Source organism: Burkholderia sp. MSMB1078WGS (assembly GCF_001528895.1).
Classification (GTDB): domain Bacteria; phylum Pseudomonadota; class Gammaproteobacteria; order Burkholderiales; family Burkholderiaceae; genus Burkholderia.
Genome location: NZ_LPDI01000095.1, coordinates 47,331 through 70,122, shown reverse-complemented (window position 1 = coordinate 70,122; position 22,792 = coordinate 47,331). Strand labels below are relative to the sequence as shown.

Here is a 22,792-nt window from a genome sequence, read left to right as displayed (position 1 = left end):
GTCAAGAAAAACGCAACGAAACACCGACTGGAGGGCTTCATGTATTTCGACCGACGACTATGGGCCATGATGGCGGGGCTGCGCTGGCGGGTGGCGGCGGCCGTCGCGCTCGGGTTGCTCGCGATGGGTGTCGGCATCCTGCGCTTCGTATTTCTCGGTCGCGTGCTGGCGCTGGTTTTTTCCGGCGCGCCGGCGCGCGACATCGGCGAGGCCGTCGTTGCAACGGCGGCTTGCGTGCTGCTGCGTGCCTGGCTCGATCATCGCCGCACGGTGCTCGCGCAGCATACGGCGGGCCGCGTGCAGGCGACGCTGCGCGCGCGGCTGTTCGACCGGATCGCCGCGCTCGGCCCCGCATGGTTCAACGGCGAACGCACGGGCGGCGTCATGCTGGCCGTCGTCGACGGCGTCGAGCAGCTGCAGACCTTCTTCGGCGTTTACCTGCCGCAACTCGTGATCGCCGCGTGCGCGCCGCTCATGATCTTCGCGGTGCTCGCGTGGTGGGACGTGCCGACGGCCGCGATCCTGCTGGTCGCGGCGCTCGTCACGCTTGCGCTGCCGCAGCTCGTGCATCGCGCCGACAAGCGTGCGGCGCTCGCCCGTTCGGCCGCGTTCAAGGCATTCGGCGAGGAGTTTCTCGACGCGGTGCAGGGCCTGCCGACGTTGAAGGCGTTCGGGCAGAGCACCGCGTTCGGCGCGAAGCTGGCCGCGAAGGCGCGCGCACTGTCGGACAGCACGTTCTGGGTGCTCGCGCTCGGCCTGCTGACGCGGTTCTTCACCGATCTCGGCACCGGCCTCGGCGCGGCCGCGGCGATCGCGGTGGGCGCGTGGCGCGTGCAGCACGGCGACATGAGCGTTGAAGCGCTGCTGATCGTGCTGATGGCCGGCAGCGAGATCTTCCGCCCGCTGCGCGACCTGCGTGCGGTGCTGCATCAGGGGATGATCGGCCAGTCCGCGGCGCATGCGATCCATGCGCTGCTCGACGCGGGCAGTCAGGCGCCGGCCGCCGACGCGCCGCGGGTGGCGGGCCTGCGGCCGGAGATCGCGTTCGACGACGTCAGCTTCGCGTATCCGGGGCGCCGCGCGGATGCCCATGCGGCGCTGAGTTTCTCGGTGCGCGAGGGCGAGACGGTGGCGATCGTCGGGCCGAGCGGGGCCGGCAAGTCGACCATCGTACGCCTGCTGCTGCGCCAGCACGACGCGCAGGGCGGTGCGGTCCGGATCGGCGGCCACGACGTGCGTACGCTCTCTGTCGACCAGGTGCGCGACATGATCGCGGTCGTCGCGCAGGACGCGACGCTGTTCGACGGCAGCGTCGCCGACAACCTGCGGCTCGGCCGCCCGGACGCCAGCGACGCGGACATGATCGCGGCCGCGCGCGCGGCCAACGCGCACGATTTCATCTCGGCGCTGCCCGACGGCTACGCGACGCGCATCGGCGAACGCGGGCTCATGCTGTCGGGCGGCCAGCGCCAGCGCATCGCGATTGCCCGCGCGCTGCTGCGCGATGCGCCGATCCTGTTGCTCGACGAAGCGCTGTCGTCGGTCGATGCGGAAAACGAAGCGCTGATCCAGCAGGCGCTCGACCGGCTTACGCACGGACGGACGACGCTCGTGCTCGCGCACCGGCTGTCCAGCGTGATCGGCGCCGATCGTATCCTGGTGCTCGATCAGGGGCGGGTGGTCGACGAAGGGACGCATGCGGCGCTGATCGCGCGCGACGGCCCGTATCGACGGCTGATGGGGCCGCAACTGGAAGCGGTCGCCGAATCCGTCGGCGCGACGGCGGCGGCTGGTGCGAGCGCGCGCGCGTCGTCGGGCCCGCAGGTGCGGCCGCTGAACGACGATGCGGCGACGATCGGCTGGCCGGAAACGTTGCAGACGTTGCTGCGCTTCGTGCGTCCGTGGAAGGCCAAGGTCGTGCTGACCGTGCTGTTCGGGATCGGCCGCGTGCTCGCATTCATCGGCGTCGGCGTGATCGGCGCACGGGTGGTCGGCGCGGTGCCGACGGGGCATGTCGGCAGCGGGCTCGTGGTCGCGCTGCTCGCGATCGCGCCTGTCGCGGCCGTGCTGCACTGGCTCGAATCCTGGCTCGCGCACGACATGGCGTACCGGCTGCTCGCGGAAATGCGCATCGCGCTGTTCGCGACGCTCGAACGGCTCGCGCCGGCCGGGCTGCTGCGTCGCCGTTCCGGCGATCTCGTGTCGCTCGCGACGCAGGACGTCGAGACCGTCGAATATTTCTACGCGCATACGCTGGCGCCGGCATTCGTCGCGGTGCTCGTGCCGACCTGTGTGCTGGCGTTGCTCGCGTCGGTGGCGTGGCCGCTCGCGCTCGTGCTGTTGCCGTTCCTGCTGTGGGCGGGGCTCGCACCCGTGCTGGCGCGACGCGACGTCGACCGGCTCGGCACCGGTGCGCGCGAAGCGCTCGGCCAGCTCGGTGCGCACCTGACCGAAACGATCCAGGGGCTCGCGGAACTGACCGCGTTCCAGGCGATCGCGCGCCGGCGCGCAGCGTTCGTGGCCGAGGTCGATGCGTACCGCCGGCAGCGCGCGAAGCTGCTCGACGATCTGTCGTCGCAAAGCGCCGCGCTGGAAGTCGCGAGCGGGCTGGGCGGGCTGGCGGTCGCGGCGCTCGGCGCGTGGTTGTGCGCACGCGGCGGGTTCCCGCGCGAGTCGTTGCCGCTATTGGTGCTGGTCGCGGTGGCTGCGTTCATGCCGGTGGCCGAAATCGGCCAGGTCGCGCGCCAGCTTGCCGACACGATCGCCTCGACGCGACGCTTGCGCGCGCTGGAGAAGGAACCCGTGACGGTGATCGACGGCGCGCACGCGATGCCCGGCGATGCGACGGTGCGGTTCGAGGCGGCGTCGTTCACGTATCCGGGGCGCAGCGTGCCCGCGATCGATCGCGTGAGTTTCGAGGCGCCGCCCGGCAGCACGGTCGCGCTGGTCGGCGCATCGGGCGCGGGCAAGTCGACCGTCGCGAGCCTGCTGCTGCGCTTCTGGGATCCGCAGCAGGGCCGCGTGACGCTCGGCGGCGTCGACCTGCGCGACCTGCGGCTCGACGACCTGCGGCAGCACATCGCGCTCGTTGCGCAGGATACCTACCTGTTCAACGACACGCTCGAAGCGAACATCCGGCTCGCTGCGAACGACGCATCCGACGCGGACGTGCGGCGCGCGATCGACCACGCCGCGCTCGGCGACTTCGTCGCGCGGCTGCCCGACGGGCTCGCGACGCGCGTCGGCGAGCGCGGCGTGCAGTTGTCGGGCGGCCAGCGCCAGCGCGTGGCGATCGCGCGCGCCTTCCTGAAGGATGCGCCGGTGCTGATCCTCGACGAGGCGACGTCGCACCTGGACACGATCAGCGAGCAGCAGATCCGCGCGGCGCTGGAGGACCTGATGGCGCAGCGCACGTCGATCGTCATCGCGCACCGTCTGTCGACCGTGCGCCATGCCGACCTGATCCTCGTGATCGAGCAGGGCACGGTGATCGAGGCCGGGCGCCATGCGGACCTGATGGCGCGGCAGGGCGCGTATGCGCGGCTCGTGTCGCATCAGGCGAGCGGGGTCGCGGCGTGAGCGGTGCGGCATCGGCGCGTTGCCCGTTGGCCATTGCCCGAGCGTTGCGCCACCTGCATTGAGTCGAGCCGGCGGTTGCCGGCGTCACGCGCACGGCCATTCCGGCACGGCGCGCCATCTTCCGCTCCGCGCCGCCATCCGCCGGCGCGCCACGATCCGGCGGGGCATTCTGCTCCGCCATCCTCCCGCTTTCCTCCGATCTATCCGCGCCGCGCGGCCCGGGTTTGTCTCGATGCATTTATCTGTTGCGGACTTTTTTGGTGTCGTAGTATCGCCATTGACAACACTTGTTGCACTAATGTCTAATTAGACATCGCATGTTGCGGTGCGACTCGATGTCGTCGTTCCGCCGGCCCGTTGGCCGGTCACATCGCTCAATCATGCGGAGAGAATCCATGAGTCGCCGTTCCTTCCTGAAAGCCGTCGCGGTCGTCGCCGCACTCGGCGCCAGCCTCGCGCACGCGGACACCAAGACGCTCGTCGTCGGGACCGATACGTCGTTCATGCCGTTCGAGTTCAAGCAGGGCGACAAGTACGTCGGCTTCGATCTCGACCTGTGGGCCGAGATCGCGAAGGACCAGGGCTGGAAATACACGATCCAGCCGATGGATTTCGCGGGCCTGATTCCGGCGCTGCAGACGCAGAACATCGACGTCGCGCTGTCGGGGATGACGATCAAGGAAGAGCGCAAGAAAGCGATCGATTTCTCCGCGCCTTACTACGACAGCGGGCTCGCCGCGATGGTGCAGGCCGGCGACACGTCGATCAAGTCGATCGACGACCTGAACGGCAAGGTGATCGCCGCGAAGACGGGCACCGCGACGATCGACTGGATCAAGGCGCACCTGAAGCCGAAGGAGGTCCGCCAGTTCCCGAACATCGACCAGGCTTACCTCGCGCTCGAAGCGGGCCGCGTCGACGCGGCGATGCACGACACGCCGAACGTGCTGTTCTTCGTGAACAACGAAGGCAAGGGCAAGGTGAAGGTCGCCGGCCAGCCGGTCAGCGGCGACAAGTACGGGATCGGCTTCCCGAAGGGCAGCGCGCTCGTGCCGAAGGTCAACGCGTCGCTCGTGAAGATCAAGGCCGACGGCCGCTACGCGCAGATCTACAAGAAGTGGTTCGGTGCCGAGCCGCCGAAGATGTGAGCGTGACGGCGCATCGGCGCGCGGCCCCGGGGCCGCGCGGGTCTTGAATCGAACGGGGAGCGACAAGTGAATTTCGATTGGTCGGCGATCTGGGCGGCGTTGCCGGACCTGATGGACGGGGTCCGGTTGACGGTGTTCATCGCATTTTTCGGGCTGGTGGGCGGCTTCGTCGTCGGGATGATCGCGGGCATGTTCCGCGCATACGGACCGAAGGCGATGAACGTGCTCGCACAGGTCTATATTGAATTGATCCGCGGCACGCCGATCGTCGTGCAGGTGATGTTCCTGTATTTCGCCCTGCCGCTGCTCGCGCATATCCGCATCGACGGCCTGACGGCCGCGATCATCGCGATCACGGTGAATTCCGGCGCGTATCTCGCGGAAGTGGTGCGCGGCGCGCTGCTGTCGATCCCGAAGGGGCTGACGGAAGCGGGGCTCGCGATGGGGCTGTCGATGCCGCGCGTGCTGTTGAAGATCGTCGGGCCGCTGGCGTTCCGTCGGCTGATTCCGCCGCTCGGCAACCAGTGCATCGTGAGCCTGAAGGACACATCGCTGTTCATCGTGATCGGCGTGGGCGAGCTGACGCGCAAGGGGCAGGAAATCATCGCCGGTAATTTCCAGGCGGTCGAGATCTGGAGTGCGGTGGCGGTCATCTACCTGATACTGACCGGTGCGATGACGTTGACGCTTCGGCTCGTCGAAAAGCGGATGAAAATCTTATGAGCATGATCGAATTCCAGAACGTGTCGAAGAGCTTCGGCCATGTGCCGGTGCTGAAGAACATCGACCTGAAGATCGACGCGGGCGAGGTGGTCGTCGTGGTCGGCCCGTCGGGCTCGGGCAAATCGACGATGCTGCGCTGTATCAACGCGCTCGAGAAGATCACCGGCGGCGAGCTGCTGGTGGATGGCCAGAGCGTGCGCGGCAACGCGGCGACGATCCGCAACATCCGGCTCGAAGCCGGCATGGTGTTCCAGCAGTTCAACCTGTTTCCGCAAATGACCGCGCTCGAGAACGTGATGTTCGGGCCGATGCAGGTGCGCGGCGCGTCGCGCGCCGACGCGCGCGACCAGGCGATGGCGCTGCTCGACAAGGTCGGCCTCGAATCGCGCGCGAATCATTACCCGTCGGAGCTGTCGGGCGGCCAGCAGCAGCGCGTCGCGATCGCGCGTGCGCTCGCGATCCGGCCGCGGCTGATGCTGTTCGACGAGCCGACGTCGGCGCTCGATCCGGAATTGCGCCACGAAGTGCTGAAAGTGATGCAGGATCTCGCGACCGAAGGGATGACGATGATCGTCGTCACGCACGAGATCGGCTTCGCGAAGCGGGTCGGCACGCGGCTGCTGTTCATGGATCAGGGCGGCATTGCCGAGGACGGCCATCCGGCCGACCTGATCGACCGGCCGCCGACGCCACGCCTGAAGGAATTCCTGAAGCACGTATCCTGAACGAAACCGAAACACCCGACATGCCGCTTTCCCTTTCACCCGTCATCGCCGGCACGCCGTTCGACATCGGCGTGCGCCTCGGCGAGCTTGCCCGCCCCGTGTTCGATCCGTACATGCAGCAGAGCGGCGCATGGCAGGCCGTGCGCCGCTGGCGCGGCCATCCGTTCGTCGATGCGCTGCGGCAGGCCGCGCTGGCCGCGTACCCCGATCTCGTCGCGGAGCTGGACGGGATCGCGGCGGGCATCGGCTGGCCGGCCGAGGACATTTTTCTGTGGAATTGCCGCGGCGAGCTGATTCACAACGCGCCGGACGGCTGCACGACGCTCGCCGCGCGCGGCGCGGACGGCACGCGCTGGATCGCGCACAACGAGGACGGCGATCCGTACCTGCGCGAACGTTGCCTGCTCGTCGACGTGCAACCCGCCGGCAAGCCCGGGTTCGTCAGTTTCTATTACCCGGGTTCGCTGCCGGGACATACGTTCGCCGCGAACCGCGCCGGTATCGCGCAGGCGATCAACAACCTGCGGATCCGCACGCCGGCGCCGGGCGTGCCGCGCATGATCCTCGCGCGCGCCGTGCTCGACGCGACGTCGCTCGACGCAGCCGCCGACGTGCTGCGCACGCATGCGCGCGCGAGCGGCTTTCATCACACGCTCGGTGCGACCGGCGATGCGCGGCTGCTGAGCATCGAGGCGAGCGTCGCGCGCTGTTCGGTCGTCGACGTCGCACGGCTTGCGGGCCATGCGAATCACCTGGTGCATCCCGGTTGCGATGCGGAAGCGCAGATCGTGACGCAATCGTCCGGCGATCGCCAGCGGCGCGTCGACGCGCTCACGCGCGGCATCGACGCGATCGACGAAGCCGCGCTGCTGCGCGTGCTCGGCGATCGGGCGCCGGAAGGGTTGCCGATCTATCGCGACGATCCGGCCGACCCCGACGACGAAAACACGCTGGCGACCGCGGTGTTCGCGATTCGCGACACCGCGATCGACTTCACCGTCCATCAACACGGCACGCAGCGCTTCGCGACGCGCATCGTGCCGTCCGGATGCGCACACCGCGCATCCTGATCCATGAGGCCACGCATGACGACCGTTTTCCATCGCGCCCCGCGCGCCACCTTGCCCGTTGCCGTCGCAGGCGACGGCATCGAGATCATCGATTCGACCGGCAAACGCTATATCGACGCGTGCGGCGGTGCGGCCGTATCGTGTCTCGGCCACAGCAACCCGCGCGTGATCGACGCGATCAAGCGGCAGGTGCAGCAACTGCCGTACGCGCATACGTCGTTCTTCACGACGGACGTGGCCGAGGAGTTGGCCGACCGGCTCGTCGACGCCGCGCCGGCCGGGCTCGAGCATGTGTACTTCGTGTCGGGCGGCTCCGAGGCGATCGAGGCCGCGCTGAAGCTCGCGCGCCAGTATTTCGTCGAGAAGGGCGAGCCGCAGCGGCGTCATTTCATCGCCCGTCGCCAGAGCTATCACGGCAACACGCTCGGCGCGCTCGCGATCGGCGGCAACGCGTGGCGGCGCGAGCCGTTCCTGCCGCTGCTGATCGAAGCGCATCACGTGAGCCCGTGCTATGCGTACCGCGACCAGTTGGCGGGCGAAACTGACGAAGCGTACGCGCAGCGCCTCGCGGACGAGCTCGAACGCAAGATCGTCGAACTCGGCGCGGAAAACGTCGCGGCGTTCGTCGCGGAAACGGTGGTGGGCGCCACGGCCGGCGCGGTGCCGCCGGTGCGTACCTACCTGAAGAAGATTCGCGCGGTGTGCGACAAGTACGGCGTGCTGCTGATTCTCGACGAGATCATGTCGGGGATGGGGCGCACGGGTTACCTGTATGCGTGCGACGAAGACGGCGTCGCGCCCGATCTGCTGACGATCGCGAAAGGGCTCGGCGCGGGCTACCAGCCGATCGGGGCGACGCTGGTGAGCGACCGCATCTACCGGACGATCGTCGACGGCTCGGGCTTCTTCCAGCATGGTCATACCTACCTCGGCCATGCGACCGCGTGCGCGGCCGCGCTCGAGGTGCAGCGCGTGATCGCGGAAGAGAAGCTGCTCGACAACGTGAAGGCGCGCGGCGAGCAGTTGCGCGCGTCGTTGCGGGAGCACTACGGCGCGCATCCGCATGTCGGCGACGTGCGCGGCCGCGGGCTGTTCGTCGGCATCGAGCTCGTGCGCGATCGCGACACCAAGGCCACGTTCGATCCCGCGCTGAAGCTGCATGCGGCGGTCAAGCGCGAAGCGATGCAGCGCGGGTTGATGGTGTATCCGATGGGCGGCACGATCGACGGCGTGCACGGCGACCACATTCTGGTCGCACCGCCGTTCGTCTGCACCGCGCAGCAGATCGACACGATCGTCGAACGGCTGTCCGGCGCGATCGGCGCGGCGCTCGCGTCGGCCGGCGCATGAACCCCGATCTCAACGAATTTTCATCATGACGGACAGACTCCCTCCTTTCGATCCCGCATCGGCCACCGACGAACAGAAGGCCGTGCTCGCCGACATCCTCAGCGGCCCGCGCGGCAACCTGAACGGGCCGTTCCTCGGCTGGATCGCGAGCCCCGAACTGGCCCAGCACGCGCAGAAGCTCGGCGCGTTCTGCCGCTACCGCACGGGGCTGCCGCTGCGCCTGTCGGAACTCGCGATTCTCGTGACAGCCGCGCGTTGGCGCTCGCAGGCCGAGTGGCACATCCATCATCCGATCGCGCTCGATGCCGGCTTGCCGGCGGCAACCGCCGACGCGATCCGGCGTGGCGTCGCGCCGGCCTTCGAATCGGACGACGACGCGTTGATCCATGCGTTCGCCACCGAGCTGTACGACACGCGCCGCGTGAGCGATGCGACGTTCGCACGCGCGCGGGCGCGTTTCGGCCACGAGACCGTGGTGAACCTCGTCGCGCTGCTCGGCTATTACGCGCTCGTCGCGATGACGCTCAACACGTTCGGTATGCGCGCAGACGGACAAACTGATTTGCCGTTTCCGGAATAATCGCCGCCGGCGCGTGCGTCGGCGGCATGCCGCGTGCGCGTGCGGATAGCCCGAAAAGCCCGTATATGCGGGCTTTTCGGCGTTTCGGCCTCGGTCGATCGACATTCGCGCCGTGTCGTCCCGCTGCCCATCGTCCCGCCTGTGCGTCAATGCAGGAAATTTTCCCCGTCTTTAGAATTTCGCCAAAGAACCACGGGGGAAATATCGATGCGCTGGGTCCTGCTGATCGTGTTCATTGCGTGTGTCGTGTACACGCATCGGCGCGGCAAGGTTCGGCACCGGTTGTTCAGGCAACTTTCCGACCACTCGACCTTTACCGCACCGCTGAACTGCTTTTCGTACGCGTTCTCGTCGGTGCCGACCACGCCGTTCGTCGACACGGATCGCTTTCCGGAGCTGGCGGTGCTGCAGCGCGAATGGCGCACGTTTCGCCGCGAAGCGCTCGCGTTGCGCGACGCGAGCCGGATCAAGGCGTCGGGCGAGTACAACGACATCGGCTTCAATTCGTTCTTTCGCCACGGCTGGAAGCGTTTCTACCTGAAGTGGTACGATGCGCCGCATCCGTCCGCGCAGGCATTGTGCCCGCGCTCGGTCGAGATCCTGTCGCGGATTCCGTCGATCAAGGCGGCGATGTTCGCGCAGTTGCCGCCGGGCGGCAAGCTCGGGCTGCATCGCGATCCGTATGCGGGCTCGCTGCGCTACCATCTCGGGCTCGATACGCCGAACGACGACGCGTGCCGGATCGTCGTCGACGGCGAGTCGTATGCATGGCGCGACGGCGAGGCCGTGATGTTCGACGAGACGTACCTGCACTGGGCCGAAAACCGCACCGAACACGATCGCGTGATCCTGTTCTGCGACATCGATCGTCCGATGAAATATCGCTGGGCGCAGCGCGTCAACGATGCATTCGGGCAACTGCTGATGCGCGCGGCCGCGTCGCCGAACGAAACCGGCGATCGCACGGGCGGGCTCAATCGTGCGTTCAGGTACCTGTATGCGATTCGGCGCGCCGGCAAGCGATTGAAGGCGTGGAATCGCACCGTGTACTACGTCGTCAAGTGGCTGCTGTTCGGCGGGATCGCGGTCGCGATCTTCTGCATCTGACAGTCGAAGGGCGGCGTTTTTTCTTGTCCGACGATAGTGCGGCGCGGCATCGCGCGGGGCCGATGGCCCGCCGCCGTGATCAATGCAACCAATTGTATTCATACGGGATCAACGGACGTCGGCCGCGTATGATGACTTGTTCACGTCGATATGATCGGTGAGCAAGCATGACGAGTACCCGTAAAACCATGATGATCGCCGGCGGGCTTCTGGTCGCCGCGGCCGGCACCGCGTACGTGATGCTCCTACGCGCGGACCACCGTGCGATCGAAGACGCCGGCATCGGCGATTCGGCCGCGCCGGTTGCCGCGGCGCCCGCGGGCAACGATCACGCGGTACAGGGCACGATCGCGCCGCCGGCACCGGCCGCAGCGACTGCGCCGAAACTGGCGGCGGCCGCGCCGCCTCCCTCCGCGCCCACACCCGCGCCGGCCGCCCCCGCACGCGTCGGTGCTGCGCCGGCGGTTCCGGTCGTCAGCGACAAGCCGCAACCGGTAACGAAGCCGGTCGCACCCCCGCCGAAGGTCAACGTCGTGACGGTCGACGAGCAGGATTCGACCCCATCGGCGCAGGCCCCGGCTTCGCCTCCGGCCCCCGTCCCGGCCCCGGCCGCCAAACGCGCTCAGTCGGCTGCGCCCGCGCAGGTCACGCAACGCGCGCCGCGCAAGCGCGACGGCCTCGAACGCCACGCCGCCGCCGCGCCGCCGGCCGCGACGAAATCCGAAACGCCAGAGACGGCCGCGCTCGTCAGGGAGTCGGCGAAGCTCGACCCGTCGTTGCCGCCGCCGTCGATGTCGCCGGTATCCTCGATGCCGGCGAGCACCGGTTCGTACCGGCAGGGCGGTTCGTCGTCCGGCGCGAATCCGGTGGCGGCCGCGATGACCGAGCAACTGGTCAGGCAGTCGAGCAGTTTCAAGTCGACGGCGCCTGCGCCGGCGGACGGTGGCCCGACCGCGACCAAGTAACCGCGCACGTCTTCGGCATAAAAAGGGCCCCGCACGCCGACCAAGGCATGCGGGGCCAAGAGAGACAAACTTCGATGTGTGGGGCCGGCCTGCGTCAGGCGGCGACCGCTTCTTCGGCCTGCGGTTGCGCGCTCGCCGCCGGCGCCGCCACGTCCTGCCGGATCAGGTGATCGAACGCGCCGAGCGACGCCTTCGCACCTTCGCCGACCGCGATCACGATCTGCTTGAACGGCACCGTCGTCACGTCGCCGGCCGCGAACACGCCGGGCACCGACGTCGCACCGCGCGCATCGACGACGATCTCGCCGTGCTTCGACAGTTCGACCGTGCCCTTCAGCCATTCGGTGTTCGGCACGAGGCCGATCTGCACGAACACGCCTTCGAGCTCGACACGCTTCGTTTCACCCGAGCGCAGATCCTTGTAGACGAGCCCGTTCAGCTTGCTGCCGTCGCCGGTCAGTTCGGTCGTCTGCGCCTGCGTGACGATCGTCACGTTCGGCAGGCTGCGCAGCTTGCGTTGCAGCACTTCGTCCGCGCGCAGTTGCGCACCGTATTCGATCAGCGTGACTTCCTTCACGATGCCCGCGAGGTCGATCGCGGCCTCGACGCCCGAGTTGCCGCCGCCGACCACCGCGACGCGCTTGCCCTTGAACAGCGGGCCGTCGCAGTGCGGGCAGTACGCGACGCCGCGGTTGCGGTACTCGCGCTCGCCCGGCACGTTGATTTCGCGCCAGCGTGCGCCGGTCGCGAGGACGATCGTCTTCGCCTTCAGCACCGCGCCGTTCGCGAGGCGGATCTGGTGCACGTCGCCCGGAATCAGCGCGTCGGCGCGCTGCACGTCCATGATGTCGACGTCGTACTGCTTCACGTGCTGTTCGAGTGCGGTCGCGAACTTCGGCCCTTCGGTTTCCTGTACCGACACGAAATTCTCGATCGCCATCGTGTCCAGCACCTGGCCGCCGAAACGCTCGGCGACCACGCCCGTCGCGATGCCCTTGCGTGCCGAGTAGATCGCCGCGGCCGCGCCTGCCGGGCCGCCGCCGACGATCAGCGTGTCGAACACCGGCTTGTTTTCGAGCGACTTCGCCGCGCGTTCGCCGGCGCCCGTATCGAGCTTCGCGAGGATTTCCTTCACGCTGCTGCGGCCCTGGCCGAACGACGCACCGTTCAGGAACATCGTCGGCACGGCCATGATCTGGCGCGACTCGACTTCATCCTGGAACAGCGCACCGTCGATCGCGACGTGGCGGATGCGCGGGTTGATCAGCGACATCACGTTCAGCGACTGCACGACTTCCGGGCAGTTCTGGCACGACAGCGAGAAATACGTTTCGAATGCGTAGTCGCCGTCGAGCGCGCGAATCTGTTCGATCACGTCGTCGTCGAGCTTGATCGGGTGGCCGCCCGTCTGCAGCAACGCGAGGACGAGCGACGTGAATTCATGGCCCATCGGAATGCCGGCGAAACGGATGCCGGCCGGCTTGCCGGGCTCGCCGATCGAGAACGACGGCTTGCGCTCGGCGTCGTCGCGGCGTTCGGCCACGGTCACGCGATCCGTCAGCGACGCAATCTCGGTCAGCAGCGCCAGCAGTTCCTGCGATTTCGCGCTGTCGTCGAGCGAGGCGACGAGTTCGATCGGGCGCGTGATTTTTTCGAGGTACGCTTTGAGTTGGTTCTTGAGATTGGCGTCGAGCATGGCGTTTCGGATTCCGTATTGATGATGCTGGTCGGGCACGTCGTGCCGGAGGAAGGCGCGGGCCGCGGGATGCGGCGGCCCGCCGTCGCGCGCCTCGTGCGAGGCGCGCGGCGCGATCGTCAGATCTTGCCGATCAGGTCGAGCGACGGGGTCAGCGTTTCCGCACCCGGCGTCCACTTGGCCGGGCACACTTCACCCGGGTGCGCCGCGATGTATTGCGCCGCCTGCACCTTGCGCAGCAGTTCGCCCGCGTCGCGGCCGATGCCGTTGTCGTGGATTTCGCACAGCTTGATCTCGCCTTCCGGGTTGATCACGAACGTGCCGCGCAGCGCCATCCCTTCTTCCTCGATCAGCACGTCGAAGTTGCGCGACAGCGTGAGCGTCGGGTCGCCGATCATCGGGTACTTGATCTTGCCGATCGTGTCCGACGTGTCGTGCCATGCCTTGTGCGTGAAGTGCGTGTCGGTCGACACGCCGTAGATTTCGACACCCAGCTTCTGGAATTCCGCGTAGCGGTCGGCGAGGTCGCCCAGCTCGGTCGGGCAGACGAACGTGAAGTCGGCCGGGTAGAACACGACGACGGACCACTTGCCCTTGAAGTTCTCTTCCGAAACGGGCACGAATTCGCCGTTGTGGTAAGCGGTTGCCTTGAACGGCTTGATTTGGGTGTTGATGATCGGCATCTGGACAATTCCTTTTCGTCAGGGGTGAGTGGAGTGTTGCCAGTATCCGGGTTCACCCTGAAGTTGTGAAATTGCTTGTTTCAATCCGGGACATCGGGATTTTCTATCTGCTTCCGGCCCTTGATTGGCGGGAGGTGGGAAGGGCGGACGACGTTGACGCGGGTAGCGCCCGCTCGGCATGAGCGCGGCTCGGGGGATGTGCTGTGCAGGCGTACGCGCTCGCGTACGCCTGCTTAAATCTGATACGGCACGCGGACGCCGGGTTCGGAGGCGGGAAAGTCCTTCGTGTTGCGCGATACGAGCAACAGCCCGTTCACCTGCGCCGACGCCCACACAATCGCGTCGGGCAGGCGTATCCGGCGGTCCTTGCGAATCGTCACGGCGCGATTCGCAACCGTGCTGTCGAGTGCGATGACATCGAACGACGAGAGCCATGCACGGATGGGGGCCTCGTCACTTGCGGATGCCCCGACGAGGACTTCCATCCACGAGATCATGCTGATTGCGCGATAGTCGTAGCGCCCTAGTTCCGCGCGGGCGGATTCCACGCCGCCCAGATAATCGATCAGGATGTTGGTGTCGAAAAGGGCTTTTACCATTCCGAGCGCAATTCCTCTTGATAGGCGAGCCCATCGATCGCGCGATCTTTCCAGAGACCGAAGACGTCGTCGGCAAGCCGGTGCTTGTTCAGGGCAATGTAGGCATCGATCGCGTCGCGAATGATGGCGGCGCGGGGACGGTGTTGAGTCTCGACGATGACGGCCAGCGCGTCTAGTTGGCCATCCGACAGATCGACCAGAATCCGGCTCATGGCAAACCTCCGATATATGATATGCATATCATATATGCCGACTTGAAAGCATGCAAGGCCCCGGCACGACGACGGCAAGGGCCCCTCAAATCCCCGCCATCTTCCGCAACCACGCCGCCAGCCGTCGCGCTCCGTCCGGCAGGTCCGCATCCTCGCGGGTGCACAGGTAGTAGTCGCGCCCGTCGTCGAGCGCGTGATCGAACAGTTGCACGAGTTCGCCGTTCGCCAGTTCGCGCTGGACCAGCGGCGCGCGCAGCAACGCGGCGCCGAGATCCGCGCGGGCGGCGCTCAGCGTGAGCTGGCCATCCTCGAACATCGGTCCCACCGCGTGCGATACGTGCCGCACGCCGGCACCCTGCAGCCAGTTGACCCACGTGCTGCGATCCTCGTCGTGCACGAGCGGCGCGCGCGCGAGATCGGCCGGCGTGCGGAACGGTCCATGACGCTTCAGGAACGACGGGCTGCACATCGGCACCATCGCGCCAGGCAGCAGCCGCTCGCAGCGGTAGCCGGGCCAGTCGCCGGTACCGAAGCGGATCGACAGGTCCGACGCATCGCTTCGGTAGTTGCGGTGATGCGCGTACAGCACCGTGACGTCCACATCGGTGTTGTCGGCCAGGAACGCGTGCAGCCGCGGAATGAACCAGCCGATGCCGAGCAACGGAATCAGGCTGACGGTGATCTGGCGCAGCGACGAACGGTCGCGCACGAAGCGCGTCGCGCTGCGCAGCACCGAGAACGCCGCGCTGATCGACCGGTAGTAGTCGCGCCCCTCGTCGGTCAGCACGAGCAGCCGGCCTTCTCGCACCGTCAGCGGCGTCTGGATGAACGCTTCGAGCAGTTGCAGCTGATGGCTGACCGCCGACGGCGTGATGTCGAGTTCGCCCGCCGCCGCGGTGACCGAGCCGAGACGCGCAAATGCTTCGAACGCACGCACCGCGCGCAGCGGCGGATCGTGCGGCAATTGTTCGATATTTTTCATGTATCGAATTTTATCGAAAAATAAGGGTAAGCGACAACACAAAAATATCCTGCATTTACAGCGATGTACGCTAATGTGTCGGGAACGGTATAAGCATCCAACAATTGGGTATTTGAGGTTTAGGTCCTAAATATTTAATATTTTTCATGTTTTTGATTCGACTGATCGTCCCCCCGCACATGAAAATCGCTTTCCTCTCCGCCAGCCTCGCCTTCTCGGCGGCCGCGCTGGTCGCCTCCGTTCCCGCGTTCGCCCAGTCCGCTCCACGGACGGTCCTGATCGGTCTCGCCGCGCCGCTCACCGGCCCGTCCGCGCGGATCGGCAAGGATCTGCAGAACGGCGCGCAACTCGCGATCGACGACGCGAACGCGAAGCATCCGACCATCGGCGGCAAGCCGGTCATCTACAAGCTCGTCGCGGCCGACGACCAGTCCGACCCACGCACGGCCGTCGCGGTCGCGCAGCAACTCGTCGACCAGCACGTGATCGGCGTCGTCGGTCACTGGAACACGGGCTGCAGCGTGCCCGCGTCGCGCGTGTACCGCGACGCCGGCATCCCGCAGATCGCGCCGGCCTCCACCGGCCATCAATACACGCAGCAGGGCTACGCGACGGCGTTCCGCATCATGGGGCACGACGATGCAGGCGGCAACTTCACCGGCGCGTATGCGGCGAAGACGCTGAAGGCGAAGCGCATCGCGGTGATCGACGATCGCACGTCGTTCGGCGCGGGGCTGGCCGACCAGTTCATCAAGGGCGCGCAGGCGAACGGCGGCACGATCGTCGATCGCCAGTACGTGAACGACAAGACGACCGACTTCAGCGGCGTGCTGACCGCGATCAAGGGCAAGCGCGCGGATCTCGTGTTCTTCGGCGGCCTCGACGCGCAGGCCGCGCCGATCGCGCGCCGGATGCGCCAGCTCGGCGTGAACGCGCCGCTGCTCGGTGCGGGCGGCTTCGTGAGCCAGACCTTCCTGTCGCTCGCCGGCAAGGACGGCGACGCCGTGACGGCGCTCGAGCCGGGCCTGCCGCTCGACCGGATGCCGGGCGGCAAGGCGTTCGACACGCAATACCAGGCCCGCTTTCACGCGCCGATCGAACTGCATGCGCCGTTCGCGTACGACGCCGCCGCCACGCTGATCGCGGCCGCGCAGAAGGCCGGCACGACCGAGCCGGCGAAGCTGGTCGCGGCCGTGCGCGCGATCGAGCGGCCCGGCGTGACGGGGCGCATCGCGTTCGACGCCGAAGGCAACCTGAAGGATCCGGCCTTCACGATCTACCAGGTGCGCGGCGGCAAGTGGGCCGTCGTCGACGTGCTCGGCGGCTCGCGCACCGCAGCCAAGTAACCGCAAAACGACCGAGACGATCCCCATGACCGAAGCGAACCCGACATCCGCCGCCGCACCCGAGGACCCGCGCCTCGGGATCCTCGCGCGGCGCCGCATCGAAGCGGAAATCATCAAGCCGATCTACGAGATCATGAAGCGCGAGTTCGGCGCCGAGCGCGCGCAGGCCGTGATCGCGGAAGCCGTACGCGGCGCGGCCGTCGACGCGGGCCGTACGTTCGCCGCGCAGGAGCCGCACGGCACGAGCGTGAAGTCGTTCATCGCGCTGCAGGTGCTGTGGGAGAAGGACGATGCGCTCGACGTCGAGGTACGGCGGGCGGACGACGCGCACTACGACTACGACGTGCATCGCTGCAGCTACGCGGAGATGTATCACGCGATGGGGCTCGGCGAGATCGGGCACCTGCTGAGCTGTGCGCGCGACAGCTATTTCATCCAGGGCTATGCGCCGGACATCGCGCTCACGCGCACGAGCACGATCATGCAGGGCGGCCGGCGCTGCGACTTCCGCTATGCGCTGCAAAGCGCGCCGGAGAATGGCGATGCGTGACGCCACCGTGACCATGCCGCGCGTCGACGGCGACCGTCTGTGGGCATCGCTCGAACGGATGGCGCAGATCGGCGCGACGCCGAAGGGCGGCGTCTGCCGCCTCGCGCTGACCGATCTCGACCGCGAGTCGCGCGACCTGTTCGTGCAGTGGGCGCGCGACGCCGGCTGCACGGTGCGTGTCGACCGGATGGGCAACGTGTTCGCGCGCCGCGCGGGCCGCAATCCCGACGCCGCACCGGTGATGACGGGCTCGCACGCCGATTCGCAGCCGACCGGCGGCCGCTACGACGGGATCTACGGCGTGCTCGGCGGCCTCGAAGTCGTGCGCGCGCTGAACGACGCGGGGATCGAGACCGAGCGCCCGGTCGACGTCGTGATCTGGACCAACGAGGAAGGCTCGCGCTTCGCGCCGGCGATGGTGTCGGCCGGCGTGTTCTCGGGCGTCTATACGCTCGAATATGGGCTGTCGCGCACCGACGGCGCTGGCCGGACGATCGGAGAAGAGCTCGAACGGATCGGCTACGCGGGCACGGAGCCGGTCGGCGGCTATCCGGTGCACGCGGCGTACGAACTGCATATCGAGCAGGGCGCGATTCTCGAGCGGGCCGGCAAGACGATCGGCGTCGTGACCGGGGGGCAGGGGCAGCGCTGGTACGAGGTGACGCTCACGGGTGTCGACGCGCACGCGGGCACGACGCCGATGGCGTTCCGTCGCGACGCGCTGGTCGGCGCGGCGCGGATGATCTCGTTCGTCGAAGTGCTCGGGCGCCGCTACGCACCGGATGCGCGTGCAACGGTCGGGATGATCGACGCGCGGCCGAATTCGCGCAACACGGTGCCGGGCGGCTGCTTCTTCACGGTCGAATTCCGTCACCCCGACGATGCGGTGCTCGACGCACTGGACGCGGCGCTGCGCGCGGAACTCGCGCGCGTGGCCGACGAAGCCGGCCTCGGCGCGCAGATCGAGCAGATTTTCACGTACGCGCCGATACCGTTCGCGCCGCGCTGCGTCGACACGGTGCGCGACGCGGCCCGTGCGCTCGGGCTGTCGCACATGGACATCGTGTCCGGCGCGGGCCATGACGCGTGCTATGTCGCGCGTGTCGCGCCGACCGGCATGATCTTCGTGCCGTGCGTCGACGGGCTGAGCCACAACGAGGCCGAAGCGATTACGCCGGAATGGGCGACGGCCGGCGCCGACGTGCTGTTGCGCGCGGTGCTGCAGAGCGCGCAGGAAGCGTAAGCGCGGCGGGTGGGTAACCGGCGCGCGGCTTACTTGCCGGCCTTGCGGCGCGCCATATACCCCAGATACGCGACGATCTCGTCGAGCTCCCGGTCGCTCAGTTGATCGGGCGGAAACGCCGGCATGCTGCGGCCCGGCCAGTCGCGCACCGATGCCGGGTCGCGGATGTAGCGGCGCAGCGCGGCGGGCTGGAAGTAGTCGACCGGGTTCATCGGTGCGTTCAGATCCGGGCCGGCGTGGCTGCTGCCCGCACCGTCGATGCGGTGACACGCGAGACATTGCGTGACGAACAGGTGCTGGCCCGCGCGCGCCGGGTCGTTCGCGGGCAACGCCGCATCGACGGCGAGCGACGGCCAGCGCGCGAGCGGCGACGATTCGATCGTGATGCGAACGATCTGGTATGGCCACTGCTCGCCGCGCACCGACGACGCGTCCGGCCCGAGCCAGACGAGATAGAACGGCCCCGCGCTGACCTGCTTGCCGGGCAGCTTCGGCCACGGACGGGCCGGATCCTCGATCGCGAGCCACGGAATCGCGCCGGCCGGCGCGCGGCGGCGCACGAGATCGAGCGGCAGTTGCGCGGCGAAACCGTCGGCCGCGCGCGTTTCGAGCACGCCGGCGGCCGGCAGCGGGGTGTCGCCGAGCAGCGCGGCGAACGGCACCGCGCGGAACGTCATCGGCCGGCCGTACGCGATGTCGCGCGGCACGTGGATGTCGGTCGCGTCCGGACGAGCGAGCAACGTCTGTCGGGTGAGGGCGCGGGCCGTGCCGTCGGTGTCGAGTTCGAGCGTGGACTGGGCCGACGCGCGTTGCCCGAGCAGGCAAACCGTCAGCAGCACAAGCGAAAACCACTGGCGCTTCAGCATTCGTTCTCCGGGAAGGGGCGTTCCGGCGGCGGCAGGAGGCGGAACGCCGCGGCCGATGGAAGGATTCGGGCGACAGTCTATCCGGTACGGACGGTGCTGGCGAATTCGGTGCGCAAAGGCGCGGCGGTCGTGCTCGAACAGGGCCGCGACAGCGCACCCGGCGACTTGAGGGCTGAATGAGCGACGTGTCGGCGTAACGCGGTCCGGATGGCGGAAAACGGTACGGTGGCGCACGCGGTCTGCCCGCGTTCGCGGCATCGCGTTACCGGCCAGCCGTCAGTGGCTCGAACACGACACTTCGTTCTTCGGCATCGGCGTGCGTTGCTCCGGCTCGAAATCGGCTTCGCGCATCCCCGACGGCGTCAGCGATACGAAATGCATCGCCGTGCCTCGCGCCGGGAAACCGGCGACGCCGGTCGATCCCCACGGAATCGGCGAGCGCTGCACGCCGCTCACCGCAATATCCGCCGGCGCCAGCGCGAGCGTCAGCAGCCGCCCGTCGCGGGTCGGCACGTACGCGTGCGTGCCGGCGACGCCGATGTCAGACTCGCGCACCGACGCGGGCAGGCAATCGAGCGTCGCCGTGCGACGGCCGTCCGGGGCGATCAGCATCGCGACGCCGCGATCGTCGGCTGTCGTCGTGACGACGAGGAAACGGTCGATCTCCGGCACGTAGGCGGCCGAATACACGTAGTACTGGATTGCGTCGTTCAGCGATCCGAGTTTTTCCAGCTTCGCGGTGACCGGATCGAACATCGCGTATTCGAGCGTCGCGTCGGTGCTGCCTTCGATGAACTTCTGCCACACGAGCAGCGCGTTGCGCGGCGAGCCCGCGATCACGGGCCACCACTCGCGGCGGCGCGGCGCGACCGCGACATGGTTCAGCACGCGCCCGGCCGCGTCGTAGGTTTTCAGGTAGACGCCGTTGCCGCTGCCGAGGTTGTCGACTCCGCCGCCGTTGACCCAGTCGGCCGAATAGAACACGACGAAACGGTCGGCGACCGTCGCGACATGCCCCGAATGGCCGCCCGATTCGACGTCGTTCGGGTAGGGCTTGATCGGCTTCAGGTCGCGGCGGTAGACGCCGTAGCGCTGGCTGACTTCCTGCGGCGTGTTCCAGCCGTCCTCGAACGTGACGAAGATGTCGCCGTGCGCGTTCTGCGCGATCGATACGGGTTCCTGCGCCTCGGGGCGGCTGATGAGCGTGCGGACGTGCAGCACGCGCGGCTTGTCGGGCTTCCATTCGCCGACGTACACGTCGTGCGGCCAGTTGCCGCTGCGCAGCGCACCGCGCGGCACGATGCCCGAACTGCTGAAGAACACCCAGCGTTTGCCGTCGCCGGCGTCGGCCACGCCGATGCCGTGCATGAAGCGCCGCGGGTCGCCGGTGTCCTGCGGCGACGGCGCGCTCGACACGGTGACCGTATGCACGGCCGGCGCGCCGGCGAGGGCCGGCGGCGCCGCGCCGATGCCGCCCGCGCCGCAGAGCACGGCCGCGGCCAGCCGCACGACCGCCTGTACCGGGCGCGTTCGCCGCATCATTCGACGGTCACCGATTTCGCGAGGTTGCGCGGCTTGTCGACGTCGGCGCCGCGCGTGCAGCCGACGTGATACGCGAGCAGTTGCAGCGGAATCACGTTGACGATCGGCGACAGCAGGTCGCCGGATTCGCGCACGCGAATCACGTGCGTGTCGCGGTCGGCGTCGATTTCGAGCTGGCTGCCGGCCAGCACGTAGAGCCGGCCGCCGCGCGCACGCACCTCGGCCATGTTGGATTTCAATTTCTGGAACAGGCGATCGTCCGGCGCGATCGTGACCACCGGCATCGCGCTCGTGACGAGTGCGAGCGGCCCGTGCTTCAGCTCGCCGGCCGCATAACCTTCCGCGTGGATGTACGACACTTCCTTGAGCTTCAGCGCGCCTTCCATCGCGATCGGGAAATGGATGCCGCGCCCGAGGAACAGCGCGTTCTCGGTGCGGGCGAACTTCGCGGCCCAGCCCATGATCTGCGTTTCCAGCGCGAGCGCATGGCCGATGCGGTCGGGCAGCGCGCGCAACTGCTTCAGGTGCGTCGCGACTTGCGCGGCGTCGAGCCGGCCGCGCAGTTGCGCGAGCGTCAGCGTCAGCACGAACAGCGCGACGAGTTGCGTGGTGAACGCCTTGGTCGACGCGACGCCGAGCTCGGTGCCGGCCCGCGTCAGGAACCGCAGTGGCGCGTTGCGTGCGATCGTGCTGGTCGCGACGTTGCAGATCGCCATCGACAGGTCCTGGCCCATCGCGCGCGCCTGCTCGATCGCGCCGATGGTGTCGGCCGTTTCGCCCGACTGCGAGATGCCGACGACGAGCGTGCGCGGATCGGCCACCGTGTCGCGGTAGCGGAATTCGCTGGCGATCTCGACCTGGGCGGGCACGCCCGCGATGCTTTCGAGCCAGTACTTCGCGGTCAGGCCTGCGTAGTAACTGGTGCCGCAGCCGAGCAGCAGCACGCTTCTCACCCGCGACAGCAGTGCGCCCGTGCCTTCCGTCGCGTCGAACAGCGCCGGCGAGATCGTGTCGATACCGTCGAGCGTGCTGTCGATCGCCTTCGGCTGCTCGAAGATTTCCTTCTGCATGAAGTGCTGGTACGGGCCGAGCGCGGCATCGTCCGCGCGCGCCTTCACTTCGCACAACGGGCGCCGCGCTTCCTGTCCGCCCGCATCGACCACGGCGATGCGCTCCGGCGTGATCAGCGCGACGTCGCCGTCCTCCAGGTATACGAAGCGGTCGGTCAGGTCGCTGAGCGCCGCGCAGTCGGACGCGAGGTAATTCTGCTTGGCGCCGATGCCGATCACGAGCGGCGAACCGGCGCGCGCGGCGACGAGGCGCTGCGGCTCGCGCGCGCCGAGCACCGCGATCGCGTACGCGCCGTGCAGCCGTTTGACGGCGCGCACCACAGCGTCGAACAGGTCGTCGCGATAGAGACTGTGGATCAGGTGCGCGATGACCTCGGTGTCGGTCTGCCCGCGAAACGTATAGCCGCGTTCACGCAGCTCGGCGCGCAGCGTGTCGTGGTTTTCGATGATCCCGTTGTGCACGACGGCGATCGTGTCGCCCGACATGATCGGGTGCGCGTTCATTTCCGACGGCGCGCCGTGCGTCGCCCAGCGCGTATGCGCGATGCAGGTCTGCGCTTCGAGGCCGAGCGTCAGCACGCGATCCTGCAGGTCCGTCACGCGTCGCAGCGTGCGTTCGCTGTGCAGGCGGCCGTCGCCCTGCACGGCGATGCCGCACGAATCGTAGCCGCGATATTCGAGCCGGCTCAGCGCATTGACCAATTGCGGCACTTGATTGTTCAGGCCGCTTGCTCCGACGATTCCGCACATGATTCA

General features: G+C 67.8%; 20 protein-coding genes. 12 read left to right on the top strand and 8 right to left on the bottom strand.

What is annotated here, in order from left to right; translation table 11 throughout:
* The first annotated feature begins 39 nt into the window (after nt 1-39).
* The 9 genes from WT24_RS23405 (at nt 40) to WT24_RS23365 (ending at nt 11,247) form a co-directional block, all read left to right on the top strand.
* On the top strand, nt 40-3,579 hold the full coding sequence (locus tag WT24_RS23405; RefSeq protein ID WP_060036067.1) for an ABC transporter ATP-binding protein: 3,540 nt from the start codon (nt 40-42) through the stop codon (nt 3,577-3,579).
* A gap of 395 nt (nt 3,580-3,974) precedes the next feature.
* Nucleotides 3,975-4,727, top strand: coding sequence for a glutamine ABC transporter substrate-binding protein GlnH (gene glnH / locus WT24_RS23400; RefSeq protein WP_034205078.1), 753 nt, complete (start codon nt 3,975-3,977; stop codon nt 4,725-4,727).
* Nucleotides 4,728-4,793: 66 nt separating this feature from the next.
* Nucleotides 4,794-5,450: a glutamine ABC transporter permease GlnP gene (gene glnP / locus WT24_RS23395; protein ID WP_059500780.1), complete on the top strand. Its 657-nt coding sequence runs from the start codon at nt 4,794-4,796 to the stop codon at nt 5,448-5,450.
* Nucleotides 5,447-6,175: a glutamine ABC transporter ATP-binding protein GlnQ gene (gene glnQ / locus WT24_RS23390; protein ID WP_034205076.1), complete on the top strand. Its 729-nt coding sequence runs from the start codon at nt 5,447-5,449 to the stop codon at nt 6,173-6,175. The genes glnP and glnQ overlap by 4 nt, the downstream gene beginning before the upstream one ends.
* A 20-nt stretch (nt 6,176-6,195) precedes the next feature.
* The gene (locus WT24_RS23385) at nt 6,196-7,245 is read left to right on the top strand and encodes a C45 family peptidase (RefSeq protein WP_060035999.1); all 1,050 of its coding nucleotides are present in this window, start codon (nt 6,196-6,198) and stop codon (nt 7,243-7,245) included.
* Between the two features lie 15 nt (nt 7,246-7,260).
* Nucleotides 7,261-8,595 carry an aspartate aminotransferase family protein gene (locus WT24_RS23380; protein WP_060035998.1) on the top strand — a complete coding sequence of 445 codons (1,335 nt, stop codon included), beginning with the start codon at nt 7,261-7,263 and terminating at the stop codon, nt 8,593-8,595.
* 25 nt (nt 8,596-8,620) lie between these two features.
* Nucleotides 8,621-9,175, top strand: a complete 555-nt coding sequence (locus WT24_RS23375) for a carboxymuconolactone decarboxylase family protein (RefSeq protein WP_059795664.1) — start codon at nt 8,621-8,623, stop codon at nt 9,173-9,175.
* 207 nt (nt 9,176-9,382) lie between these two features.
* A complete protein-coding gene (gene lpxO, locus WT24_RS23370; RefSeq protein ID WP_059500776.1) occupies nt 9,383-10,282 on the top strand; it encodes a lipid A hydroxylase LpxO in 900 nt (299 codons plus the stop codon).
* A 167-nt stretch (nt 10,283-10,449) separates the two neighbouring features.
* The gene (locus WT24_RS23365; RefSeq protein WP_060035997.1) at nt 10,450-11,247 is read left to right on the top strand and encodes a hypothetical protein; all 798 of its coding nucleotides are present in this window, start codon (nt 10,450-10,452) and stop codon (nt 11,245-11,247) included.
* A gap of 94 nt (nt 11,248-11,341) precedes the next feature.
* Here the strand turns inward: WT24_RS23365 and ahpF are convergent, their stop codons facing one another.
* From ahpF to WT24_RS23340, 5 genes are all read right to left on the bottom strand, one after another.
* Nucleotides 11,342-12,943: an alkyl hydroperoxide reductase subunit F gene (gene ahpF, locus WT24_RS23360; RefSeq protein WP_060035996.1), complete on the bottom strand. Its 1,602-nt coding sequence runs from the start codon at nt 12,941-12,943 to the stop codon at nt 11,342-11,344.
* Nucleotides 12,944-13,062: 119 nt separating this feature from the next.
* The gene (gene ahpC / locus WT24_RS23355) at nt 13,063-13,626 is read right to left on the bottom strand and encodes an alkyl hydroperoxide reductase subunit C (RefSeq protein ID WP_034179823.1); all 564 of its coding nucleotides are present in this window, start codon (nt 13,624-13,626) and stop codon (nt 13,063-13,065) included.
* 233 nt (nt 13,627-13,859) lie between these two features.
* Nucleotides 13,860-14,225 carry a type II toxin-antitoxin system VapC family toxin gene (locus tag WT24_RS23350; RefSeq protein WP_059500773.1) on the bottom strand — a complete coding sequence of 122 codons (366 nt, stop codon included), beginning with the start codon at nt 14,223-14,225 and terminating at the stop codon, nt 13,860-13,862.
* Nucleotides 14,219-14,437 carry a ribbon-helix-helix protein, CopG family gene (locus WT24_RS23345; RefSeq protein ID WP_059500878.1) on the bottom strand — a complete coding sequence of 73 codons (219 nt, stop codon included), beginning with the start codon at nt 14,435-14,437 and terminating at the stop codon, nt 14,219-14,221. The genes WT24_RS23350 and WT24_RS23345 overlap by 7 nt, the downstream gene beginning before the upstream one ends.
* An 85-nt stretch (nt 14,438-14,522) precedes the next feature.
* Entirely contained in the window at nt 14,523-15,419 is an 897-nt protein-coding gene (locus tag WT24_RS23340; RefSeq protein WP_059500772.1) for a LysR substrate-binding domain-containing protein, read from the bottom strand.
* 179 nt (nt 15,420-15,598) lie between these two features.
* On the opposite strand from WT24_RS23340, the gene WT24_RS23335 reads away from it, so the two are divergent.
* The 3 genes from WT24_RS23335 to WT24_RS23325 are packed head-to-tail and all read left to right on the top strand — an operon-like array spanning nt 15,599 to nt 18,558.
* The gene (locus WT24_RS23335) at nt 15,599-16,765 is read left to right on the top strand and encodes a branched-chain amino acid ABC transporter substrate-binding protein (protein WP_060035995.1); all 1,167 of its coding nucleotides are present in this window, start codon (nt 15,599-15,601) and stop codon (nt 16,763-16,765) included.
* A 25-nt stretch (nt 16,766-16,790) separates the two neighbouring features.
* A complete protein-coding gene (locus WT24_RS23330; protein ID WP_060035994.1) occupies nt 16,791-17,315 on the top strand; it encodes an L-2-amino-thiazoline-4-carboxylic acid hydrolase in 525 nt (174 codons plus the stop codon).
* Complete coding sequence (locus tag WT24_RS23325) at nt 17,308-18,558, top strand: Zn-dependent hydrolase (protein WP_059500769.1); 1,251 nt, start codon at nt 17,308-17,310, stop codon at nt 18,556-18,558. The genes WT24_RS23330 and WT24_RS23325 overlap by 8 nt, the downstream gene beginning before the upstream one ends.
* 29 nt (nt 18,559-18,587) lie before the next feature.
* On the opposite strand, the gene WT24_RS23320 is transcribed toward WT24_RS23325, so the two are convergent.
* The 3 genes from WT24_RS23320 to glmS all read right to left on the bottom strand — a co-directional run bounded on the left by WT24_RS23320 (nt 18,588) and on the right by glmS (nt 22,786).
* The gene (locus WT24_RS23320) at nt 18,588-19,424 is read right to left on the bottom strand and encodes a cytochrome c (protein ID WP_059500768.1); all 837 of its coding nucleotides are present in this window, start codon (nt 19,422-19,424) and stop codon (nt 18,588-18,590) included.
* 276 nt (nt 19,425-19,700) lie between these two features.
* The gene (locus WT24_RS23315) at nt 19,701-20,966 is read right to left on the bottom strand and encodes a hypothetical protein (protein WP_060035993.1); all 1,266 of its coding nucleotides are present in this window, start codon (nt 20,964-20,966) and stop codon (nt 19,701-19,703) included.
* Nucleotides 20,963-22,786: a glutamine--fructose-6-phosphate transaminase (isomerizing) gene (gene glmS / locus WT24_RS23310; RefSeq protein ID WP_060035992.1), complete on the bottom strand. Its 1,824-nt coding sequence runs from the start codon at nt 22,784-22,786 to the stop codon at nt 20,963-20,965. Before glmS ends, WT24_RS23315 begins: the two co-directional genes overlap by 4 nt.
* Between the last annotated feature and the right edge of the window lie 6 nt (nt 22,787-22,792).

Bases quoted from the DNA above. Each gene is read 5' to 3' on its own strand.
- WT24_RS23345 (WP_059500878.1), bottom strand. From the start codon at position 14,437: ATGAGCCGGATTCTGGTCGATCTGTCGGATGGCCAACTAGACGCGCTG.
- WT24_RS23365 (WP_060035997.1), top strand. From the start codon at position 10,450: ATGACGAGTACCCGTAAAACCATGATGATCGCCGGCGGGCTTCTGGTC.
- glnQ (WP_034205076.1), top strand. From the start codon at position 5,447: ATGAGCATGATCGAATTCCAGAACGTGTCGAAGAGCTTCGGCCATGTG.
- lpxO (WP_059500776.1), top strand. From the start codon at position 9,383: ATGCGCTGGGTCCTGCTGATCGTGTTCATTGCGTGTGTCGTGTACACG.
- WT24_RS23350 (WP_059500773.1), bottom strand. From the start codon at position 14,225: ATGGTAAAAGCCCTTTTCGACACCAACATCCTGATCGATTATCTGGGC.
- WT24_RS23330 (WP_060035994.1), top strand. From the start codon at position 16,791: ATGACCGAAGCGAACCCGACATCCGCCGCCGCACCCGAGGACCCGCGC.
- ahpF (WP_060035996.1), bottom strand. From the start codon at position 12,943: ATGCTCGACGCCAATCTCAAGAACCAACTCAAAGCGTACCTCGAAAAA.
- WT24_RS23340 (WP_059500772.1), bottom strand. From the start codon at position 15,419: ATGAAAAATATCGAACAATTGCCGCACGATCCGCCGCTGCGCGCGGTG.
- WT24_RS23405 (WP_060036067.1), top strand. From the start codon at position 40: ATGTATTTCGACCGACGACTATGGGCCATGATGGCGGGGCTGCGCTGG.
- WT24_RS23380 (WP_060035998.1), top strand. From the start codon at position 7,261: ATGACGACCGTTTTCCATCGCGCCCCGCGCGCCACCTTGCCCGTTGCC.
- WT24_RS23375 (WP_059795664.1), top strand. From the start codon at position 8,621: ATGACGGACAGACTCCCTCCTTTCGATCCCGCATCGGCCACCGACGAA.
- ahpC (WP_034179823.1), bottom strand. From the start codon at position 13,626: ATGCCGATCATCAACACCCAAATCAAGCCGTTCAAGGCAACCGCTTAC.
- WT24_RS23335 (WP_060035995.1), top strand. From the start codon at position 15,599: ATGAAAATCGCTTTCCTCTCCGCCAGCCTCGCCTTCTCGGCGGCCGCG.
- WT24_RS23385 (WP_060035999.1), top strand. From the start codon at position 6,196: ATGCCGCTTTCCCTTTCACCCGTCATCGCCGGCACGCCGTTCGACATC.
- WT24_RS23325 (WP_059500769.1), top strand. From the start codon at position 17,308: ATGCGTGACGCCACCGTGACCATGCCGCGCGTCGACGGCGACCGTCTG.
- WT24_RS23315 (WP_060035993.1), bottom strand. From the start codon at position 20,966: ATGATGCGGCGAACGCGCCCGGTACAGGCGGTCGTGCGGCTGGCCGCG.
- glmS (WP_060035992.1), bottom strand. From the start codon at position 22,786: ATGTGCGGAATCGTCGGAGCAAGCGGCCTGAACAATCAAGTGCCGCAA.
- WT24_RS23320 (WP_059500768.1), bottom strand. From the start codon at position 19,424: ATGCTGAAGCGCCAGTGGTTTTCGCTTGTGCTGCTGACGGTTTGCCTG.
- glnH (WP_034205078.1), top strand. From the start codon at position 3,975: ATGAGTCGCCGTTCCTTCCTGAAAGCCGTCGCGGTCGTCGCCGCACTC.